Annotated in this window: 20 protein-coding genes; 11 read left to right on the top strand and 9 right to left on the bottom strand. The window is 71.3% G+C overall.

What is annotated here, in order from left to right; all coding sequences use genetic code 11:
• Positions 1 to 3: 3 nt before the first annotated feature.
• Complete coding sequence (locus ACIRS4_RS20275) at positions 4 to 594, bottom strand: Uma2 family endonuclease (protein WP_404197598.1); 591 nt, start codon at positions 592 to 594, stop codon at positions 4 to 6.
• A 157-nt stretch (positions 595 to 751) separates the two neighbouring features.
• On the opposite strand from ACIRS4_RS20275, the gene ACIRS4_RS20270 reads away from it, so the two are divergent.
• The 5 genes from ACIRS4_RS20270 (at position 752) to ACIRS4_RS20250 (ending at position 8,808) form a co-directional block, all read left to right on the top strand.
• The gene (locus ACIRS4_RS20270) at positions 752 to 2,557 is read left to right on the top strand and encodes an ABC-F family ATP-binding cassette domain-containing protein (RefSeq protein ID WP_404197595.1); all 1,806 of its coding nucleotides are present in this window, start codon (positions 752 to 754) and stop codon (positions 2,555 to 2,557) included.
• Positions 2,558 to 2,866: 309 nt separating this feature from the next.
• A complete protein-coding gene (locus ACIRS4_RS20265) occupies positions 2,867 to 4,759 on the top strand; it encodes a PQQ-binding-like beta-propeller repeat protein (RefSeq protein WP_404197592.1) in 1,893 nt (630 codons plus the stop codon).
• A 276-nt stretch (positions 4,760 to 5,035) separates the two neighbouring features.
• Entirely contained in the window at positions 5,036 to 7,369 is a 2,334-nt protein-coding gene (locus ACIRS4_RS20260) for a PQQ-binding-like beta-propeller repeat protein (RefSeq protein ID WP_404197590.1), read from the top strand.
• A gap of 228 nt (positions 7,370 to 7,597) precedes the next feature.
• Positions 7,598 to 8,305, top strand: a complete 708-nt coding sequence (locus ACIRS4_RS20255) for a LuxR C-terminal-related transcriptional regulator (protein ID WP_404197587.1) — start codon at positions 7,598 to 7,600, stop codon at positions 8,303 to 8,305.
• A 182-nt stretch (positions 8,306 to 8,487) separates the two neighbouring features.
• The gene (locus tag ACIRS4_RS20250; protein WP_130442380.1) at positions 8,488 to 8,808 is read left to right on the top strand and encodes a hypothetical protein; all 321 of its coding nucleotides are present in this window, start codon (positions 8,488 to 8,490) and stop codon (positions 8,806 to 8,808) included.
• A 78-nt stretch (positions 8,809 to 8,886) separates the two neighbouring features.
• Here ACIRS4_RS20250 and ACIRS4_RS20245 read toward each other — a convergent pair whose 3' ends face one another.
• Together ACIRS4_RS20245 and ACIRS4_RS20240 are read right to left on the bottom strand one after the other, a co-directional pair.
• Positions 8,887 to 9,285, bottom strand: a complete 399-nt coding sequence (locus ACIRS4_RS20245) for a hypothetical protein (RefSeq protein WP_404197584.1) — start codon at positions 9,283 to 9,285, stop codon at positions 8,887 to 8,889.
• A gap of 36 nt (positions 9,286 to 9,321) precedes the next feature.
• Complete coding sequence (locus ACIRS4_RS20240) at positions 9,322 to 11,016, bottom strand: sodium:solute symporter family protein (protein WP_404197581.1); 1,695 nt, start codon at positions 11,014 to 11,016, stop codon at positions 9,322 to 9,324.
• Positions 11,017 to 11,135: 119 nt separating this feature from the next.
• Here ACIRS4_RS20240 and galT point away from each other — a divergent pair, with 119 nt between their 5' ends.
• Genes galT through galK form a run of 3 tightly spaced genes read left to right on the top strand, consistent with a single transcriptional unit; the run spans position 11,136 to position 14,325 of the window.
• Positions 11,136 to 12,197, top strand: coding sequence for a galactose-1-phosphate uridylyltransferase (gene galT / locus ACIRS4_RS20235; protein ID WP_404197578.1), 1,062 nt, complete (start codon positions 11,136 to 11,138; stop codon positions 12,195 to 12,197).
• A complete protein-coding gene (galE, locus tag ACIRS4_RS20230) occupies positions 12,194 to 13,171 on the top strand; it encodes a UDP-glucose 4-epimerase GalE (RefSeq protein WP_404197576.1) in 978 nt (325 codons plus the stop codon). The genes galT and galE overlap by 4 nt, the downstream gene beginning before the upstream one ends.
• Positions 13,171 to 14,325, top strand: coding sequence for a galactokinase (gene galK / locus ACIRS4_RS20225; protein ID WP_404197573.1), 1,155 nt, complete (start codon positions 13,171 to 13,173; stop codon positions 14,323 to 14,325). Before galE ends, galK begins: the two co-directional genes overlap by 1 nt.
• A gap of 66 nt (positions 14,326 to 14,391) precedes the next feature.
• Here the strand turns inward: galK and ACIRS4_RS20220 are convergent, their stop codons facing one another.
• Complete coding sequence (locus ACIRS4_RS20220; RefSeq protein ID WP_404198121.1) at positions 14,392 to 14,847, bottom strand: GNAT family N-acetyltransferase; 456 nt, start codon at positions 14,845 to 14,847, stop codon at positions 14,392 to 14,394.
• Between the two features lie 261 nt (positions 14,848 to 15,108).
• On the opposite strand from ACIRS4_RS20220, the gene ACIRS4_RS20215 reads away from it, so the two are divergent.
• The gene (locus tag ACIRS4_RS20215; protein WP_404197570.1) at positions 15,109 to 15,882 is read left to right on the top strand and encodes a LuxR C-terminal-related transcriptional regulator; all 774 of its coding nucleotides are present in this window, start codon (positions 15,109 to 15,111) and stop codon (positions 15,880 to 15,882) included.
• Between the two features lie 54 nt (positions 15,883 to 15,936).
• Here the strand turns inward: ACIRS4_RS20215 and ACIRS4_RS20210 are convergent, their stop codons facing one another.
• Positions 15,937 to 16,434, bottom strand: coding sequence for a MarR family winged helix-turn-helix transcriptional regulator (locus ACIRS4_RS20210; RefSeq protein ID WP_130442390.1), 498 nt, complete (start codon positions 16,432 to 16,434; stop codon positions 15,937 to 15,939).
• A gap of 89 nt (positions 16,435 to 16,523) precedes the next feature.
• Between ACIRS4_RS20210 and ACIRS4_RS20205 the strand changes: the two genes are divergently transcribed.
• Positions 16,524 to 17,327 (top strand): trans-aconitate 2-methyltransferase, encoded by an 804-nt coding sequence (locus ACIRS4_RS20205; protein WP_404197567.1) that lies wholly within the window; start codon positions 16,524 to 16,526, stop codon positions 17,325 to 17,327.
• A gap of 3 nt (positions 17,328 to 17,330) precedes the next feature.
• On the opposite strand, the gene ACIRS4_RS20200 is transcribed toward ACIRS4_RS20205, so the two are convergent.
• Positions 17,331 to 17,579 (bottom strand): type II toxin-antitoxin system RelE/ParE family toxin, encoded by a 249-nt coding sequence (locus ACIRS4_RS20200; RefSeq protein WP_404197565.1) that lies wholly within the window; start codon positions 17,577 to 17,579, stop codon positions 17,331 to 17,333.
• Positions 17,576 to 17,827, bottom strand: a complete 252-nt coding sequence (locus ACIRS4_RS20195; RefSeq protein WP_033531977.1) for a type II toxin-antitoxin system Phd/YefM family antitoxin — start codon at positions 17,825 to 17,827, stop codon at positions 17,576 to 17,578. The genes ACIRS4_RS20200 and ACIRS4_RS20195 overlap by 4 nt, the downstream gene beginning before the upstream one ends.
• A gap of 109 nt (positions 17,828 to 17,936) precedes the next feature.
• Here ACIRS4_RS20195 and ACIRS4_RS20190 point away from each other — a divergent pair, with 109 nt between their 5' ends.
• Complete coding sequence (locus ACIRS4_RS20190; RefSeq protein ID WP_130442398.1) at positions 17,937 to 18,110, top strand: CsbD family protein; 174 nt, start codon at positions 17,937 to 17,939, stop codon at positions 18,108 to 18,110.
• 63 nt (positions 18,111 to 18,173) lie between these two features.
• On the opposite strand, the gene ACIRS4_RS20185 is transcribed toward ACIRS4_RS20190, so the two are convergent.
• Complete coding sequence (locus ACIRS4_RS20185; protein ID WP_404197561.1) at positions 18,174 to 18,854, bottom strand: TetR family transcriptional regulator; 681 nt, start codon at positions 18,852 to 18,854, stop codon at positions 18,174 to 18,176.
• A complete protein-coding gene (locus ACIRS4_RS20180) occupies positions 18,851 to 19,861 on the bottom strand; it encodes an acyl-CoA desaturase (protein WP_404197558.1) in 1,011 nt (336 codons plus the stop codon). The genes ACIRS4_RS20185 and ACIRS4_RS20180 overlap by 4 nt, the downstream gene beginning before the upstream one ends.
• Positions 19,862 to 20,106: the final 245 nt, after the last annotated feature.

The raw sequence follows: 20,106 nt of genomic DNA, 5'->3' as shown, positions 1-20,106 counted from the left end.
CGCTCAGAGGTTGTCGATCTCCGTCAGGTCGATGTCGATGGGGTAGGGCTGGTCGACCTTGATGCGATCGCCGTAGGAGCCCGTCTGCCGATACGAGCCCGTGTCGTCTGACAGCTCGAAGGCCTCGATGGCCGGATGCCTGTTGGATCCGGTCATCTCGACCAGCCAGTAGTACCGGATGCCGGCCGCGGCGTACTTGTGCGTCTTGGTCAGCCGGTCGCGGGCTTCGGACTCGAGCGAGATCACCTCGACGGCGAGGATGACGTCCTCTGCCTCGAAGTACGTCTGGTCCGGGCCCTTCCTGGCGGCGGCCTTGATCACGGAGATGTCAGGCTCGGGCCCGTTACGCCGATCCAGCACCACCGTCATCTCGCGTGCGACCTTCAAGTCGGGCGGAAGGGTGCGGCGCAGGCCGGTCACCAGCAGGTCGATGGCGGTGAAGTGGAACCAGCGCTGCGGGCTCACGAGGACCAGGCTCCCGTCGATCAACTCGGTGTGTGGCGGGAGATCCGGCAGTGTGAGCAGGTCGTCGACTGTGTAGCCGTCCAACGGGGGCATCCGCCATCCGGACTGCTCAGCGGGCTGGGCTGTCATGGTTCCTCCCATGGACAAGATCCTGGCGCCTTCCCTTCACGGTAGCGGCCGGATCCCGGTCACGTCATCACAAAGAGTGGCCAACACCTCGCGCTCCGTCACTCGCCTCGCAGGCCCTAGGCTAGAAGGCTGACCGACCCACACGCGCAGGAGTGAAATGGCCGTCAATCTCGTCAATGTCGAGAACGTCAGCAAGGTGTACGGCACCCGTGCCCTGCTCGACGGCGTCTCCCTCGGCGTCTCCGAAGGGGACCGCATCGGCGTGGTGGGCCGCAACGGCGACGGCAAGACCACCCTGATCCGGATGCTGGCCAAGCTGGAGGACGCCGACACCGGGCGCGTCACCCACTCGGGGGGCCTGCGGCTCGGGGTGCTGACGCAGCACGACTCTCTCGATCCCACGGCCACCGTCCGGCACGAGGTCATCAGGGACCTGGCCGACCACGAGTGGGCGGGCAACGCCAAGATCAGGGACGTCCTCACCGGCCTCTTCGGCGGGCTCGACCTCCCCGGCTTCCCGCAGGGCCTCGACACCGTCATCGGCCCGCTCTCCGGCGGTGAGCGCCGCCGTATCGCACTCGCCAAGCTGCTCATCGAGGAGCAGGACCTGATCGTCCTCGACGAGCCCACCAACCACCTCGACGTCGAGGGCATCTCCTGGCTCGCCCGCCACCTGCGCGAGCGCCGCTCCGGGCTCGTCTGCGTCACCCACGACCGCTGGTTCCTCGACCAGGTCTGCACCCGCATGTGGGACGTCCAGCGCGGCGACGTCTACGAGTACGAGGGCGGCTACTCCGACTACGTCTTCGCGCGCGCCGAGCGCGAGCGGATCGCGGCGACGGAGGAGACCAAGCGGCAGAACCTGGTCCGCAAGGAGCTCGCCTGGCTGCGCCGCGGCGCCCCCGCCCGCACCTCGAAGCCCCGCTTCCGGGTCGAGGCGGCCAACGAGCTGATCAAGGACGTGCCGCCGCCGCGCGACAGCAGCGAGCTGATGAAGTTCGCGTCCTCACGGCTCGGCAAGACCGTGTTCGACCTGGAGGACGTGACCGTCCAGGCCGGACCCAAGCTGCTGCTCAAGCACGTCACCTGGCAGCTCGGCCCCGGCGACCGCATCGGCCTGGTCGGCGTCAACGGCGCCGGGAAGACGTCCCTGCTGCGGGCCATGGCCGAGGCCGCCCGCACCGAGGGCGAGACGCAGCCCGCCGGCGGGCGGGTCGCCGTCGGAAAGACCGTCAGGCTCGCCTACCTCTCCCAGGAGGTCGGCGAACTCGACCCGAACCTGCGGGTGCTGGAGGCCGTCCAGCGGGTCCGTGAGCGCGTCGACCTCGGCAAGGGACGCGAGATGACCGCCGGGCAGCTGTGCGAGACGTTCGGCTTCAGCAAGGAGAAGCAGTGGACGCCGGTGGGCGACCTCTCCGGCGGTGAGCGCCGGCGGCTGCAGCTCCTGCGGCTCCTGATGGACGAGCCCAACGTCCTCTTCCTCGACGAGCCCACCAACGACCTCGACATCGAGACGCTGACCCAGCTCGAGGACGTCCTCGACGGCTGGCCCGGCTCGATGATCGTCATCTCCCACGACCGCTTCTTCCTGGAGCGCACGACGGACCGGGTGTACGCCCTCCTCGGCGACGCCACCCTGCGGATGCTCCCGCGCGGCATCGACGAGTACCTGGAGCGCCGGCAGCGCATGGAGGAGGCCGTGGCCGCCACGGCGGCGCCCGTCGCCGCGAAGGCCGCCCCCGAGCGGAGCGCCGCCGACCAGCGCGCCGCCAAGAAGGAACTCCAGAAGATCGAGCGGCAGTTGGACAAGATCTCCGAGAAGGAGACCAAGCTGCACGCCCAGATCGCCGACAACGCCACCGACTTCGGGAAGGTCGCCGAACTCGACGCGCGACTGCGGGAGCTGGGTGGCGAGCGGGAGGAACTGGAACTCAAGTGGCTTGAGTTGGCCGAGGACGCGTAGAGGAGTTCGCGGGGGCTCGCCCCGGCTCCGGCCCCGGCGGCTCGCGGCCCCGGCGTGAAACATCCGCTCACCGAGCCCGTCACGCCCGGCGCGCGAGGACGGCGCGTGCGTCGCGTGAAGGGGGCGTGAAGGCGCGTAACGACGACATCACGGCCCGGTCCTCCCTTGGGAACAGGGGTGGACACGGGCCCGTTCGCTGTCGGCGCCGGGTGATAGAAAGAGCCGTCTGAGAACTTTCTGAGTACGACTCTGGGTCCGTCACAAGCCTCAGGGCGTGGCTAAAAATCAGTGACGAGGGGGAGCACGCTGATGACTCAGCCGCCCAACCAACCGCCGCCGCAGGGCGGTTTCGGAGCACCGCAGGATCAGCCGCAGCCGCCGCACCCGCCACAGGCAGGGCGGCCCGCCGAGGCGGGGGAGGCGCAACCGCCCGCCCAGGGCGGGGGATTCGGCGCTCCGCAGGGCGGCGGGTTCGGGGCCCCGCAGGGTGGCGGATCGGGTGCACCGCAGATGCCGGCCCAGCCGCCGCAGACCCCGCCCGGCCCTCCGCAGCCGCAACCCGGTTACGGCTACCCGCAGCAGCAACAGCCTGGCCCCTACGGTCAGCCCGGCCCCTACGGGACCCCGCCCGGGCCGTACGGCCAGCCGGGCGCCGCCCCTTACGGGCAGCCGGGTCCCGGCCCCTACGGTCAGCAGCCCGGCTACGGCGGCTACCCGCCCCCGCCGCAGTTCCCCGGCGCTCCGGGAGCGCCCGGCATCCCGCCGTCCGGTTCGCGCGGCCCCTTCCGCAAGCCCGCCGTGGTCGTCGGCGCTGCGGTGGCGGCGCTGGCGGTGATCGGCGGCACGGTGTTCGTGGTGACGAACGGGGACGACGCCAAGCAGGACAAGAAGCCGGTCGCCGGACAGAGCAAGAGCGCCGGGCCGGCCGTGAGCGACAAGCCCGTCAACCCCGGCGACGGCAGCGGCGACGGCGGTGAGGAAGCCGACTTCAACGCGGACCGCAAGTCGGGCGAGGCGAAGGTGCTCTGGTACAAGGAGGCGCCCGACGCCCCCGCGTCCGGCGCCGAGGCCCCCGGCATGTGGATCACGTCCTCGACGGCGGTGAAGGCGGCCTACAAGGAGGTCGTCGGCTACAACGTCACCGACGGCAAGCCGACTTGGCCGACCGTCGCGTTCCCGCAGAAGATCTGCGCGGTCACCCCGCAGAAGACGGCCGACGACAAGGTCGTCGTCGCGTACATGAGCGGCACCAGCGACCGCGCCAAGTGCAACCAGCTCCAGCAGCTCGACCTGAAGACCGGCGCCAAGGGCTGGACCGGCGTGGTCGCCGACGGCGCGCTGTTCGACAGCGCGATCACGATCGAGCTGTCGGTCACGGGCAACACCCTGATGGTGGGCCGCTCGCAGTCGGGCACGGCGTACGACGTGCGCACCGGCAAGAAGATGTGGGACAAGACGAAGTACGGCGACGCCTGCTTCCCGACCGCCTTCGCGGGCGGCGGCAAGCTGATCTCCGTGGCGTCCTGCGACGCGACCGGCGCGAACGAGCACGACGAACTCCAGGAACTCGACCCGGCCACCGGCAGGGTCAAGTGGACGCAGAAGTTCGACAAGGGCTGGACGGTCGGGCGGACGTACTCCGTGGACCCGCTGGTCGTCTACAGCACGAACAAGGACAAGAACGCCTGGAACATCGCGTCGTTCAAGCCGGCCGGCGGCTTCCGTTCGCAGGTCGCCTTCGACGAGGACTTCGCGCCCGAGTGCGGCTGGGCCCTCCTCCAACGCGATCTCAGCGGCTGCGAGGGCACGGCCGCCGACGCCGGCACCCTCTACCTGCCGACCAAGGCGACCACCGGCCCGAACGAGATCGTCGCGATCGACCTCGCCACCGGCAAGGAGAAGTGGCGGGTGAAGTCGCCCACCGACGAGTCGATGCTGCCGCTGAAGGTGGAGGGCGGCAACCTCGTCGCCTACGTCGAGCCGTCCTACGACGCGGCGGGCAAGGTCGTGTCGATCCCGACGGCCGGCGCCGCCCACACGCCGACCACGCTGCTTCAACTGCCCGAGAGCACCGTCGACCTGGAGGACAGCTTCTTCTCCCGTGACGTCGACTGGACCGACGGCCGGTTCTACATCTCCTCCACGCGGCTGTCGGGCAAGGACGACGCGAAGGAGAAGCTGATGCTCGCGTACGGCAAGTGAGCCGAACGGCCGCGTCGCGCGGCGGGGGTGTCCCCACCTGGGGACGGCTCCCGCTGCGGGGCGGGCGGGCCCGTGGGAGCCGACGCCGTGGGCGGCCACCGCGCCGGTACGCCGATCGGCTCGCGGCGGCTGCCCCGACGGCCGCTGCCGCCACCGCCCGGACCGGGCCGTTTCCGTAGTCCCGCCTGCCCGTCGCCCGTCGACCCGGCCGCGTCCCCGGCCCCCTCTCCCGTCCCTGTCCCCGTCTTCACGACTGCTTTCCGAGGTGCCCACGCCATGACTCAGCCGCCGAACCAGCCACCGCACGGGGGAGCTTCCGACGCCCCCGAGGACCGGCCGCCACAGCAGGGCGGTTCCGGCGAGCCGCGGGACGCCTCCGGCGCGACCCCGGAACCGCAGGACGCGCGCCCCGAGAGCGACGTCCCCTCCCCTCAGGACGCGACCCCCCAGGACGCCCCGCCGAAGGGTGCGTTCGGTGCGCCCGAGCCGCCGCAGGCCGCGCAGCCCGCGTCCGCGCAGCCCGCGTCCGGGCAGTCGCCGAGCCCGCAGGATGCCCCGCCGCAAGGTGCGTTCGGCGCGCCCCAGCCCCCGCAGACGCCGCCGGCCGGGCCCCCGCAGACGCCGCCGGCCGCGCCCCCGCAGGGCGCCTTCGGCGCACCCCAGCCGCCCGCCGCGCCCCCCGCTGCCGCGCCCGGGAGCCCGCAGCTCAGTAAGGACCCGCAGCCGGGGCACGACCACCCCGCGCCTCCCGCCGGCCAGCCGCCTCAGAGCCCCCCGGCCGCTCCCGGCCAGCCGCCTCAGAGTCCCCCGGCCGCTCCCGGTCAGCCGCCTCAGGCCCCCTCGCCCGCGTTTCCGGCGGCGGCCGCGGCCGTTCCCGTGCCCCAGCCGCCGCAGCCCCCGCCCGGTTACGGCTACCCGCAGGCTCCCCCGGGGCCCGGGTACGGCTATCCGGGGCAGCAGCCTCAGCCCCCCACGGGGCCCGGGTACGGCTACCCGGCGCAGCCGGGGCAGCCCAACCCCTACGGGCAACAGACCGCGTACGGGCAGCAGCCGGGGTACGGCTATCCGGGGCAGCCGGGCGGGCAGCCCGGTTTCCCCGCCCAGGGGTACCCGGGGCAGCCCACCGTGCCCATGTACCCCGCGCCGGCCGGAGGGGGCCGTAAGCCCAACGCGCAGCTGGCGATCATCGTCGCCGCGGTCGTCGCGATCGCGCTGATCGTCGGCGGCGGCGTCTGGTACGCGAACTCCGGTGACGGCGCCAAGAAGAACGAGACCGCGAGCACCGGCGGAGCCGACGGCAAGGGCGGCGGCGAGAAGGGCGGCGGCACCGGCGGCACGTCCTCCGGCGGGTCCGAGAAGGCGCCCTCCGACCCGGCGTCGAAGCTGCTCTTCCAGATCCCCTCGCCCAAGGTCGCCAAGGACGACAGCGTCATCGTCTCGGGCTCGTGGCTGACGGAGAAGGCGTACGTGAAGTCCGGCGTCGCCGAGATCGTCGGCTACGACCCGGTCAAGGGCTCCAAGCTGTGGACGATCAAGCTCCCCGGCCCGGTGTGCACGGCGAGCGAGCACGCCACCGACGACGGTAAGACGGCCGTCGTCTTCCAGCCGAAGATGCCCCCCAAGGACTCCTCCGCCGGCTGCAGCCAGGTCGCGGCGATCGACCTCGCCGCGGGCAAGCAGCTGTGGACGAAGACGGTCTCCTCCGGCGACTACCCGGTCACCTTCGACAACGTCACCGTCAGCGGACGCACGGTCGCCCTGGGGGCCACCGAGGGCGGGTCGGCCTTCGACATCGACAGCGGAAAGGCCCTGTGGGCCCCGAAGACGTCCGACACCTGCTACGACGCGGGCTACGGCGGCGGCGCGAAGCTGGTCGCGGTGCGCAAGTGCGGCACCTACGACGCCCGTGAGCTCCAGATCCAGACCATCGACCCGGCCTCCGGGAAGGTGATCTCGGAATACAAGCTCGCGAAGGGCATCGAGTACGCCAGCGTCGTGTCGACGGAACCGCTGGTCGTCGCCGCCGACGTCGGCGACAGCGCCCAGGACGGCAGCGGCATCTCGGACTTCTTCTCCATCGACAACAAGACGGGCAAGCTGAAGACGCGGATCTCCGCGCCCGGCGAGCAGTTCGCGGCCCGCTGCGACGGCATCACCAGGGTCGAGCACTGCTCGGGCCTGGCCGTCGGCGCCGACCGCCTGTACCTCCCGACGGAGGAGCACGACGGCACCGGCGAGTACAGCCGCACCAACGAGATCGTCGCCTTCGACCTGAACACCGGCAAGCAGACCGGCCAGCGCGCCGACGCCGGCGACGGCTACGAGCTCACGCCGCTGCGCACGGACGGCGGCAACGTGATCGCGTACAAGAGCGCGCCGTACGACGAGGGCGGGCAGGTCGTCAGCATCGACGGCGGCTCGTTCAAGCAGACGACGCTGCTGCGCAACCCGGCGACGGAGAGCGTGCGGGACGCGGAGTCCAGCATGTCCCCGGAGTACTCCGAACTCATCTACTCCCAGGGCCGCCTGTACATGTCCGCGGTGTACGCCGACGACGGCGGCTCCGGCGACGAGGAGTACCTGGCGCTGGCGTTCGGCGCCGCGGGCTGACCGCCGTCGGCTGACCTCCGCACCCCGTTCGTCAACGGCCCCGTCCCCCTTCACTCGGAAGGGGGACGGGGCCGTTCGCGTACCGCTCATCACCGCCGCAGGAGGGGAATTCCAGCGATCCGGGGCAGTTCTCACGGTAGGGGGAGCGCGACGTCGAACAAGCGTGTAGCTTCCGGGAGGCATGAGGGGACGAGGTGCCGGGGGGCACCTTCTTTGGGGGGTTGCCCAATGGGAGTGCGGCTGATGGTGGTCGACGACCACCGACTGCTCGCCGAGGCGTTGGCCTCGGCGTTGAAACTGCGCGGGCACCGGGTGCTCGCCGCGGCGGCGCCGGCCGCGGGCGCGGCGGAACTGGTGATCACGCGGGCGCCGGAGGTGTGCCTGCTGGGCACGGCGGCGCCGGCCGAGCCGGGCGTCTTCGACCCGGTGGTGCGGATCAAGCGGGAGCGGCCGCAGGTGGCCGTCCTGGTCCTCGGCCCGGTGCCGAGTCCGCGCGGCATCGCGGCGGCCTTCGCTGCGGGCGCCTCGGGGTACGTGCGGCACGACGAGCGCATCGAGGGCGTGGAGCGGGCCATCATGAAGGCCCGGGCCGGCGAGGCGGCGGTCGCCCCCCAGCTTCTCCAGGGCGCCTTCGGTGAACTCCTCAATCCGGCGGCCCAGCCCGACGACGAGGGGCAGCGCCTGCTCCAGATGCTGACGCCCCGCGAGGTGGAGGTCCTGGTCCGGGTCGCCGAGGGCGAGGACACCCGGGTCATCGCGGCCGGCATGGGCATCGCGCCCTCCACGGCCCGTACCCACGTCCAGCGGGTTCTGATGAAGCTGGGCGTCGGCTCCCGCCTGGAGGCGGCGGCGCTCGCCGCCCGCACCGGTCTTCTGGACCGGGCGGGCCCCCTGCCGCACACCCGCGCCCGTAGCGAGAGGACCCCGGGGGCCTAGGAGACTCCCGGTGCGGTGAACTCCTCCGGTCGACGCATTGGGTCCCCCGGGTGGCACGGCCTCGGTTGCCGGTGGGGGCTCCGCGTGTTGGGGTGCAAAAGGTGTGATCGTAGCATACGGTCAGCAATCGTGACGCTGCGTCACCCCACCCAGCATGCCACTCTCGGACGAAAAGGGATGTAATGCGCAACCTTCGGAAGGCCGCTCTGGTGGCCGCCATGATCGGCACCCTCGGCTTCGTCGGTGCGGGCACCGCCTCCGCCGGTGACGGACGCCACGGCGACGACGCCAAGCAGTGCGTCCAGGGCGCCGAGCAGGGCGACCCGAACTTCCAGATCGGGCTCATCAACCTCAACCAGGTGCCCCTCCTCGGCGCGCTGTCGAAGCAGAACACGCTCCAGCAGACCTGCGTCGACGACGGCCTGGCCTTCACCGGCTCGAGGGAGGACTCGATCCAGGCGGGCAACGGCACCCTCAGCCTCCTGCCCGTTCTCGGGGGCTGACACTGAAACCCCCGCAGCGCCGGGATCCGCCTCCGCGGACCCGGCGCTGCGCTGTGCCCGACGCCCCCTCCCGCCCCGCTACGCGCCCCGGGGGGCGCCTCCCTCCTCGTCCCCGAGTGCCTCCGGCGGCAGGGTCGGCGTCGGATGGGACGCCGGCCGCAGCCAGAGCCAGGCCAGGAAGAAGAGGCCGAGGAGCAGCATGCCCAGGCCGGTCCAGAGGTTGATGTTGACCCCCTGGGCCTTGTCGATGTCCGCGTCCGTGGCGGTCAGGCCGGTGACCATGAGGATCACGCCGTAGAGGACGAACAGGCCGCCGATGATGCGGCGCAGGTCGAAGATGCGGGCCGCGGTCGCCGACTTCTCCTCCAGCTCGGTGACCTCCCGCTGGACGTCGGCCTCGGAGAAGCCCGCCCGGCGCAGCCGCTCGGCTGCCGCGGCGTGCTCGTCGGGTTCAAAGTGCTCGGGTCGCTCGGACATGGTCTTTCCATCCTCCCGCGATCGGGGTCGGCAGGCTCAGAACGAGAACGGGATGTAGCAGGCGGCGGCCAGGACGATCGCGCCCCAGCCCAGCAGCGCCGGCCTGCGGTACCAGGCGTCGTCGCCCTCGGCCGGCGGCTCGGCCATGCCGGGGGAGCGGGTGCCGTAGACCAGGCCCTGGAGCTCCTCATCCGGCTTGGGCGCGGTGAACAGCGACACGACGAGCATGACCACCGCGCCGGCCACGAAGCCCGCGATCGCGGAGACGAAGTTGGCGCCCTGGTCGGAGGGGATGGAGACGACGTCCTGCTTGTAGAGGACGAAATAGTTGACCATCGCGGCCGTCGTGCCGGCCAGCAGCCCCCAGAAGCCCGATTTCTTCGACGCCCGCTTCCAGAACATGCCGACGATGAAGACGACGAACATCGGCACGTTGAAGAAGGAGAACAGCGTCTGGAGGTAGCTCATGATGTTGGAGAAGGACGAGGCCAGGAACGCCGTCCCGATCGACGCGAGCACGCCGATCGCGGTGATCAGCCGGCCGAAGCGGACGTAGTACGCGTCCTCCCGGCCCCGCACCACGTACTTCGCCCAGATGTCGGTGGTGAACACCGTGTTGAAGGACGACACGTTCGCCGCCATGCCCGCCATGAACGCGGCCAGCAGACCCGTCACCGCGATGCCCAGCACGCCGTTGGGCAGCAGCTGCTCCATCAGGTAAGGGATGGCGTCGTTGTACTGGAGGTCGGAGTCGGCCGTGCCGATCCGCGGCACCAGGACCGCCGCCACCAGGCCCGGGATCATCACGAGGAAGACGATGAAGATCTTCGGGTAGGCGGCGATCAGCGGTGTGCGCTGCGCCGCGGAGAGGTTGCGCGCGGACAGGGCACGCTGCACCTCCGCGAAGTTCGTCGTCCAGTAGCCGAACGACAGCACGAAGCCGAGGCCCAGCACGATCGTCAGCCAGTTCGCGCCCAACGGGTTGTCGCTGCCGATGCCGGTGCCGCCCCACGCGGTCACGAAGTCGCCCCCGCGGCTTGCCGTCAGCTTGTCCGTCAGGCCGCCCCAGCCGCCCACCTTCCGCAGGCCCAGCACTGTCAGCGGGATCAGCGCGGCCAGGATCACGAAGAACTGGAGCACCTCGTTGTAGATCGCCGAGGACAGACCGCCCAGCGTGATGTACGCCAGCACGAAGAAGCCCGCGACCACGATGGCCACCCACTGCGGCCAGCCCAGCAGCGCCTCGACGACGATCGCCAGCGCGTACAGGTTCACGCCCGAGATCAGGATCGCGGCGAAGGCGAACAGCGCCGAGCTCAGCACATGCGCCGACCGGTCGAAGCGCAGCAGCAGGAACTCGGGGACCGAGCGCACCTTGGAGCCGTAGTAGAACGGCATCATCACCAGGCCGAGGAACACCATGGCCGGGATGGCCCCGATCCAGTACCAGTGGACGGTGTACGCGCCGTACTGGGCGCTGTTGGCCGCCATGCCGAGGATCTCCGTGGCCGCCAGGTTGGCCGAGACGAAGGCGAGGCCGGTGATCCAGGCGGGCAGGGAGCGGCCGGAGAGGAAGAAGTCGAGACTGGTCTTCACGGAGCGGCGGGCCGCGAAGCCGATGCCGAGGACGACGACGAAGTAGATGCCGAGGATCGTGTAGTCGAGCCAGTTGGTGGGGAGCCGCAGCTCGGCCGCCAGCGGCCCGGCCGCCGGATGGGTGGGGGTTCGCATGCACTGCTCGCTTCGGTCGGGGTGCTCTGTGCGGTGACGGTGGTGACGCGCATGGGGGATTGTGGTTTGATGTGTTCGGTTCTGTTTGAAGCTTTGTTCGGTAGGGATGGAGAGTCGCGGTGAAGAAGACCTCGACCCGCTTGGCCGACGGTCGTGAGCTCATCTACTACGACCTGCGGGACGATGCGGTGCGCGACGCGGTGGACCGCCGCCCCCTGGAGCGCACGGTCACCACTTCGGAGGTACGCCGGGACCCGCTCCTCGGCGACGCGGTCGCCGTCGCCTCCCACCGGCAGGGGCGCACCTACCATCCGCCGGCCGACGAATGCCCCCTGTGCCCCTCTCAGGGCGAACGGCTGAGCGAGATCCCCGACGCGTCGTACGACGCCGTCGTGTTCGAGAACCGCTTCCCCTCGCTGGCCGGCGACTCCGGGCGCTGCGAGGTGGTCTGCTTCACCTCCGACCACGAGGCGTCCTTCGCCGACCTCACCGAGGAGCAGGCGCGGCTGGTGCTCGACGCGTGGACGGACCGGACGTCCGAACTGTCCCATCTGCCCTCGGTGGAGCAGGTGTTCTGCTTCGAGAACCGGGGTGCCGAGATCGGCGTCACGCTCGGTCACCCGCACGGGCAGATCTACGCCTACCCCTTCACCACTCCCCGGACCGCCCTGATGCTGCGCCAGGTGGCCGCCCACAAGGACGCCACCGGCGGGGAGAACCTCTTCGACGCCGTGCTGGAGCGGGAACTCGCCGAGGAGCGGGTGGTCCTGGCCGGTGAACACTGGATCGCGTTCGTGCCCTACGCGGCGCACTGGCCGTACGAGGTGCACCTCTACCCCCGCCGCCGCGTCCCCGACCTGCTCGGTCTCGACGAGGCGGCCCGCACGGAGTTCCCCAAGGTGTATCTGGAACTCTTGAGGCGCTTCGACCGGATCTTCGGCGAGGGTGAGCCTCCGACGCCGTACATCGCCGCCTGGCACCAGGCGCCGTTCGGCCAGCTGGAGGAGTTCGACGGGGTCAGCCGCGACGACTTCGCGCTGCACCTGGAGCTTTTCACCATCCGCCGTACGTCCGGCAAACTGAAGTTCCTCGCGGGCTCCGAGTCCGGCATGGGCGTGTTCATCAACGACGTGCCCCCGGAGCGCGCGGCCGAGCGACTGCGAGAGGTAGCGAGTTCATGAGCGGCAAGTATCTGGTCACGGGCGGCGCGGGATACGTGGGCAGCGTCGTCGCCCAGCACCTGCTGGAGGCGGGGCACGAGGTCGTCGTCCTCGACAACCTCTCCACCGGTTTCCGCGAGGGTGTCCCGGCCGGGGCCGACTTCGTCGAGGGCGACATCCGCGACGCCGCCAAGTGGCTCGACGCATCGTTCGACGCGGTCCTGCACTTCGCCGCGTTCTCGCAGGTCGGCGAGTCGGTCGCCAAGCCCGAGAAGTACTGGGACAACAACGTCGGCGGGACCATGGCCCTGCTCGGCGCGATGCGCGAGGCCGGCGTGCGCAAGCTGGTCTTCTCCTCGACCGCGGCGACCTACGGCGAGCCCGAGCAGGTCCCGATCGTCGAGACCGCGCCCACCAGGCCCACCAACCCCTACGGCGCGTCCAAGCTCGCCGTCGACCACATGATCAGCGGCGAGGCGGCCGCCCACGGCCTCGGCGCGGTCTCCCTGCGCTACTTCAACGTGGCCGGCGCGTACGGCGCCCAGGGCGAGCGGCACCAGCCCGAGTCGCACCTCATCCCCCTCGTCCTCCAGGTAGCCCAGGGCAAGCGGGACGCGATCTCGGTCTACGGCGACGACTACCCGACCCCCGACGGCACCTGCGTCCGCGACTACATCCACGTCGCGGACCTCGCCGAGGCCCACCTCCTCGCGCTGAAGGCCGCCGAGGCCGGCGAGCACCTCGTCTGCAACCTCGGCAACGGCAACGGCTTCTCCGTCCGCGAGGTCGTCGAGACCGTCCGCAAGGTCACCGGCCACCCGATCCCCGAGATCGTGGCTCCCCGCCGCGGCGGCGACCCCGCCGTCCTGGTGGCCTCCGCGGACGCCGCCCGCGAGAGGCTCGGCTGGACCCCGTCCCGCGCGGACCTCGCGGGGATCGTCGCGGACGCGTGGACGTTCGCCCAGCACATCGCAGCCAGCGCGAAGGAGCAGTAGTGGGGGCACAGCAGGTCCGGGACGGTTTCGCCGAGCTGTACGGCGCCGAGCCCGACGGCGTCTGGGCGGCGCCCGGCCGCGTCAACCTCATCGGTGAGCACACCGACTACAACGACGGCTTCGTGATGCCCTTCGCGCTGCCGCACACCGCGCTCGCCGCGGTCTCCCGCCGCGAGGACGGCAGGCTGCGGCTGCACTCCGCGGACGTCGAGGGCGGCGTCGTGGAACTGAGCCTGGACGAGCTGGCCCCGCAGTCGGACACACGGTGGACGGCCTACCCGGCCGGCGTGGTCTGGGCCCTGCGCGAGGCCGGTCACGCCGTCACCGGCGCCGACGTCCATCTGACCTCGACCGTCCCCTCGGGCGCGGGCCTGTCGTCCTCGGCGGCCCTGGAGGTCGTCGTCGCCCTCGCCCTGAACGACCTGTACGACCTCGGGCTCCAGCGCTGGCAGCTCGCCCGGCTGTGCCAGCGCGCCGAGAACGTCTACGTCGGCGCCCCCACCGGGATCATGGACCAGACCGCGTCCGCCTGCTGCGAGGCCGGCCACGCCCTGTTCCTCGACACCCGGGACCTCTCCCAGCGGCAGATCCCCTTCGACCTCGCCGCCGAGGGCATGCGCCTGCTCGTCGTCGACACGCAGGTCAAGCACGCCCACAGCGACGGCGAGTACGGCAAGCGCCGGGCCGGCTGTGAGAAGGGCGCGGCCCTGCTGGGCGTCGACGCCCTGCGGGACGTCCCCTACGGCGAGCTCGACGCGGCGCTGGACCGGCTGGGCGACGAGGAGGAGGTCCGCCGCCTGGTGCGGCACGTCGTCACCGAGGACCAGCGGGTGGAGCGGGTCGTCTCGCTGCTCCGGTCGGGCGACACCCGGGCGATCGGCCCGGTGCTGACCGAGGGGCACGCCTCGCTGCGGGACGACTTCCGCATCTCGTGCCCCGAGCTGGACCTGGTCGTCGACACCGCGCTCGCCTCGGGTGCGCTCGGCGCGCGGATGACCGGCGGCGGCTTCGGCGGCTCGGCGATCGTGCTGGCCGAGGCGGCCGACGTGGAGACGATCACCAAGGCGGTCGGCGAGGCGTTCGCCGCGGCGGACTTCACCGCGCCGCGCGTGTTCGAGGCGGTGCCGGCGGCGGGGGCGACGCGGCTCGCCTGAACCACGCCCGTCCGTGAGTGAGGGGCCGGGAACCCCAGGGTTCCCGGCCCCTCGCATGTCCCGGTCTCATGCCAGCCGCTTGGTCAGCGTGTACTCCGTGACGCCCGGTGGGTAGTCCTCGATCACGCACACCACCTCGTACCCGCGCCGCCGGTAGAACCCCGGTGCCTGGAAGTCCCAGGTCTCCAGCCGCGCCCGGCGGCAGCCGCGCTCCTCGCGGGCGACGCGCTCCGCCTCCCCCAGCAGGGCGGTCCCGAGGCCGGAGCCGCGGTGCCGGGCGTCCACCCAGAGGTGGGCGATGTGCAGCCAGGTCGTCCAGGTGTGGCCGACGGCGCCGCCCGCCAGCGCGCCGCCGCCGTCCAGAGCCCAGACGTGCAGCGGCGCCTCACGCTCGTTCGGGGTGCCACGCAGTGCCCGCAGGACGGGGGAGGCCTCCGTGTCCGTCTCGCGGAGCCGGGAACGGAGCAGATCACGGCGCGTCCTGTCGACTTCTGTCTCAAGGCGGAACATGCGGCACACCATAAACGCGGCGGCCAACCAGTTCTGTCATTTGTCTTCCGCTCCACGCCCGCGGCCCTACCCTGTGAGACAGCGCCGGTGGGGGCCGGCGCCGATCAGGGGGCGAGACAGTCGGGTACGACGCTCGCGGTGGGGGTATCGATGTCGGCACGGCGGCGGCCGTGCGGACGCGCACCACCTCGCGGGCGCCGTGCCCGCGCCGGTCGTCGTTCTCCGGACCTGGGGTATCCCCTGCTCCGCGAGGAGTGTGGGGAAGGGGGTTTCGTGGTTCGCATCCGAGTCCTGGTCGTCGACGACCACCGTATCTTCGCCGAGTCGCTCGCCGCCGCCCTGGCCGCCGAGCCCGACGTCGACGTCTCGGCGGCCGGCAGCGGCCCGGCGGCGCTGCGCTGCATGGAGCGCGCGGCCGCCGAGGGCCGCCGGTACGACGTGCTGCTCGTCGACGCCGACCTGGGCGGCCATCTGCCGGGCATGCGGCCGGCGGCGCCGGTGCAGGAGGGCGACGAGGACGGGCTCGTCGACGGGATCTCCCTCGTCGCCGGGGTCCGCTCCGCACAGCCGGCCGTACGGATCGTCGTCCTCGCCGAGAAGGACGACCCGCGGCGCGCGGCCCTCGCCCTGCAGGCCGGTGCGTCGGGATGGGTGGCCAAGGACTGCTCGCTGTCGCGGCTGCTCAGCGTGATCCGCGGGGTGCTGCGCGAGGAGACGCATCTGCCGCCGGCGCTGCTGACCGGGGTGCTGCGGGAGCTGACGGCGGCGCGCAGGCACCGCACGGAGAGCGAGCGACTGGTGGAGTCCCTCACGCCGAGAGAGCGGGAGGTGCTGCGCTGCATGGTCGCGGGCCTGGGCCGCAAGGCCGTCGCCGAGCGGCTGTTCCTCTCCCCGCACACGGTCCGCACCCATATGCAGAACGTCCTCGGCAAACTGGGCGTCCACTCCACCCTGGCCGCCGTCGCCCTGGCCCGGCGGGCGGGAGTGGGGCCCGCCGATCTGGGGCCTGTCGGCCGGATCATGCCGGAGGAGAGCAGCAGCGCCTGAATCACCCGCGCGTGTCGGCCCCCGCGTCGCCGGCAGGACCCGGCCGGCAGGACCTCAGCCGGGGATGTTGTCGAACGGGGCGGTCAACTGGCGTAGGAGACCGGCGAGTTCGCCGCGCTGGGCGTGGGACAGCTCGGCGAGGATCGCCCGCTCCTGGGCGAGCAGGCCGGCCAGTGCCTGGTCGGCGCGGTCCTTGCCGTCGTCGGTGAGGCGGACCAGGACGCCGCGCCGGTCGCTCGGGTCGGGCAGCCGCTCCACCAGGCCCTTCTTGGCGAGCCGGTCGATCCGGTTCGTCATCGTGCCCGAGGTGACCAGCGTCTGCGTCAGCAGCTGACCGGGTGAGAGCTGGTACGGGGCGCCCGCGCGCCTGAGCGCGGTCAGCACGTCGAACTCCCAGGGCTCCAGCTGGTGCTCGGAGAACGCCAGACGGCGCGCCCGGTCCAGGTGCCGGGCCAGCCTGCTCACCCGGCTGAGCACCTCGAGCGGCTCCACGTCGAGGTCCGGGCGCTCCCGGCGCCACGCTGAGACCAGTCGATCGACCTCGTCCTCCATGACGATCAGTGTAGTGGTTGTGTCGACATGAAGTCTCTTGATGTCGAGTCTCTTGACGTCGAGATAGTTCTCGGTGGAGAGTGGACCTCATGACCGACACCGCCTGGGACCCGGCCCAGTACCTGCGCCACGCCGACCACCGCGCCCGCCCCTTCGGCGACCTCCTGGCCCGCGTCCCGGATCCGCCCGTGCACCCGGCACGGCCGCTCCGCGTCGCCGACCTGGGCTGCGGCCCCGGCAACGTCACCGCCCTCCTCACCGGCCGCTGGCCCGACGCCCATGTCACCGGCTACGACAACTCCGAGCAGATGCTCGCCGAAGCCCAGGCGCACGCCGGCGCGCGCCTCGACTTCGCGTACGCCGATCTGACCGCCTGGACGCCCGCCGAGACCTACGACGTGATCGTCTCCAACGCCGCCCTGCACTGGGTCCCCGGCCACCTCGACGCCTTCCCCGCCTGGCTCGACGGCCTCGCCCCCGGCGGCGTCCTCGCCTTCCAGGTCCCCCACAACATCGACGCGCCCCTGCACGCCCTCATGCGCGAACTGGGGAACACGCCCCGCTGGAAGGACCGCCTCGCCCACGTCCTGCGCCACGAGGACTCCGTCCACGCCCCCGGCGTCTACCTCGACCGCCTCGCGCGCCTGGGCTGCGACACCGACGTCTGGACGACGACGTACCACCACGTCCTCAAGGGCCCCGACCCCGTCCTCGACTGGGTCAAGGGCACCGGCCTGCGCCCCGTCCTCACCGCCCTGGCCGACGACCCCGAGGCCCGCGACGCCTTCCTCACCGAATACCGCGACCTCCTCCGTGAGGCCTACCCGCCCCACCCCTACGGCACGGTCCTCCCCTTCCGTCGCCTGTTCGCGGTGGCCCGCAAGGGGGCGTGAGGGTCAGGGCGTGCGTCCCAGGTGGGTGACGAGGATGCGGATCACGTCGTCGTCGATGACGTACAGGACGCGGTAGTCGCCGACGCGGAGGCGGCGCATCTCCGGACCGTATGCGAAGGAGTTGGAGGGGCGGGGCGCCTTCGCGAGCGCGTCGACGGCTTCATAGACGGCGGCGAGCCCAGGCGGGTCTTCCTTGAGGAAGCGTGAGGCCTGATCGGTGGCAGCCGGCTCCCAGATGATGCGGTAGGTCACGGTCGCAGCCCCAGCATGCGTCCGACTTCCTCGTGGGGGATGCCCTCGCCGAGCGTCCCCTCCGCCTTGCGTCGCTGGTAGTCCGCGACTGCGAGGGCGTCCTCGAGATCCTCTATCACCTGCGGAGAGACGAGCAGTGCGGCCACGTGACCGTGGTCGGTGAGGGCAATGGTCTCCCGGCCGTGGGCCGCGCGACGGACCAGGTCGCCGAGCTGGGAACGGGCTGCGCTGATCGCGATCTCAGTCATGTGCACATGGTGACACAACATGCATCTTGTGGAGCCCTGTTTGAACCGGGCGAGACGGGTCACCCGTTGTCACAAGACAGACCGCAGACCTGACTGGGAGTGATCGGTAGTGGCAGGCGAGCAGAAGTCCAAGGCGAAGATGGAGCAGGCCAAGGGGAAGGCCAAGGAGACGGTCGGCCGTGCCGTGGGCAACGAGCGGATGGAGGCCGAGGGCCGCGCCGAGCAGGCTACGGGCGACGCCCGTCAGTCCAAGGAGAAGGCGAAGGACGTCTTCAAGCGCTGAGAGGCGCACACCCAGCGCATTGTGGGAGGGCCCCCGCCTCGCGAGGCGGGGGCCCTCCCCGTGTCAGTTCTTGCGGCGCCCTATCAGGTGCGGCTTGGCCTCCAGGCCGTCCAGGCCGTGCCACGCGAGGTTCACCAGATGCGCCGCCACCTCCGCCTTCTTCGGCCGGCGCACGTCCAGCCACCACTGCCCGGTCAGCGCCACCATCCCCACCAGAGCCTGCGCGTACAGCGGCGCCAGCTTGGGATCGAAGCCTCGGCTCTTGAACTCGCGGCCGAGGATGTCCTCCACCTGGGTGGCGATGTCGGAGATGAGCGAGGCGAAGGTGCCCGTGGACTGCGGGATGGGGGAGTCCCGGACCAGGATGCGGAAGCCGTCCGTGTACTCCTCGATGTAGTCGAGGAGCGCGAAGGCCGCCTGCTCGCACAGCTCACGCGGATGACCGGCGGTCAGGGAACTCGTCACCATGTCGAGGAGCCGGCGCATCTCGCGGTCGACGACCACCGCGTACAGCCCCTCCTTGCCGCCGAAGTGCTCGTACACCACCGGCTTGGACACCCCGGCCTTGGCCGCGATCTCCTCCACCGACGTGCCCTCGAAGCCTCTCGCCGCGAACAGCGTCCGGCCGATCTCCAGCAACTGCTGGCGTCGCTGGGCGCCGGTCATCCGGGTGCGGCGCGTGCGCCTCGGCTTGTCCTCGTTGCTCGGGGTGCTGCTGGAGTCGGTCGCCACGGCGTCCATCATGCCGCTTCGGCGGTGGCCTTCCGGCGTCGGGAGCCGTCCTCCCCCGTGTTCCGGCGCGAATCGATACGCGAGCGTGACGGCCAGCGCACGTCGTACGCCCATCCGAACGTCTCGAAGATCCGGATGAAGCGGGCGGAGGAGTCCACCTGCCCGCGCTCCACCCCGTGCCGCGCCGACGTCGGGTCGGCATGGTGCAGGTTGTGCCAGGACTCGCCGCACGACAGCACGGCCAGCCACCACACGTTGCCCGAGCGGTCCCGCGACTTGAACGGCCGCTTGCCCACCGCGTGGCAGATCGAGTTGATCGACCACGTCACATGGTGCAGCAGCGCCACCCGGACCAGCGAGCCCCAGAAGAACCCGGTGAACGCGCCCCACCAGGACATCGTCACCAGCCCGCCGATCAGCGCCGGCAGCGCCAGGGACAGCGCCGTCCACAGCACGAACTGCCGTGAGATCGCCCGGATCGCCGGGTCCTTGACCAGATCCGGCGCGTACTTCTCCTGCGGCGTCTGCTCCTCGTCGAACATCCAGGCGATGTGCGCCCACCACAGGCCCTTCATCAGCGCCGGGACCGTCTCCCCGAACCGCCACGGCGAATGCGGGTCGCCCTCGGCGTCGGAGAACTTGTGGTGCTTGCGGTGGTCGGCCACCCAGCGCACCAGCGGACCCTCCACCGCCATCGAACCCATGATCGCCAGCGCGATCCGCAGCGGCTGCTTCGCCTTGAAGGAACCGTGCGTGAAGTAGCGGTGGAAGCCGATCGTGATGCCGTGGCACCCGAGGAAGTAGAAGAAGACCATCAGACCGAGGTCCAGCCAGCTCACCCCCCAGCCCCACGCCAGCGGCACCGCGGCGAGCAGCGCCAGGAACGGCACGGTGATGAAGAGCAGCAGGGTGATCTGCTCGATCGAGCGCTTCTGTTCGCCACCCAGGGTGGCCAAGAGCGCGGTGGAGTCGCCGGGCGCTTTCGAAGGGTCTTCGATCACGTCGGATGGTGTGGTCATGCGCGTCCCCTGTGGGGTCGTGGACTGACGGCAGAGCCGGAGGCCGGGGACCGAGGGCTGTTCCCTACGGTTCCGTAACCTACGGCATCGTAAGTATGGCAGCGCCCAGCCCGGCGGCAAGAGCCCGCCAGTCTGCGCGTCTGCGGCGACACCTATCCTTGGAGGCGGTCGGACAGCGCGGTCCGCTCTGTGTTCCACCCCGATGCCCGGCCCGTGAGCGGCGCCAGCCGCCGTGGGGCCGGCCC

Origin of the sequence: Streptomyces sp. NPDC101166 (assembly GCF_044768125.1) — a bacterium.
Lineage (GTDB): Bacteria > Actinomycetota > Actinomycetes > Streptomycetales > Streptomycetaceae > Streptomyces.
This window is presented reverse-complemented; position numbering and strand designations above follow the sequence as displayed.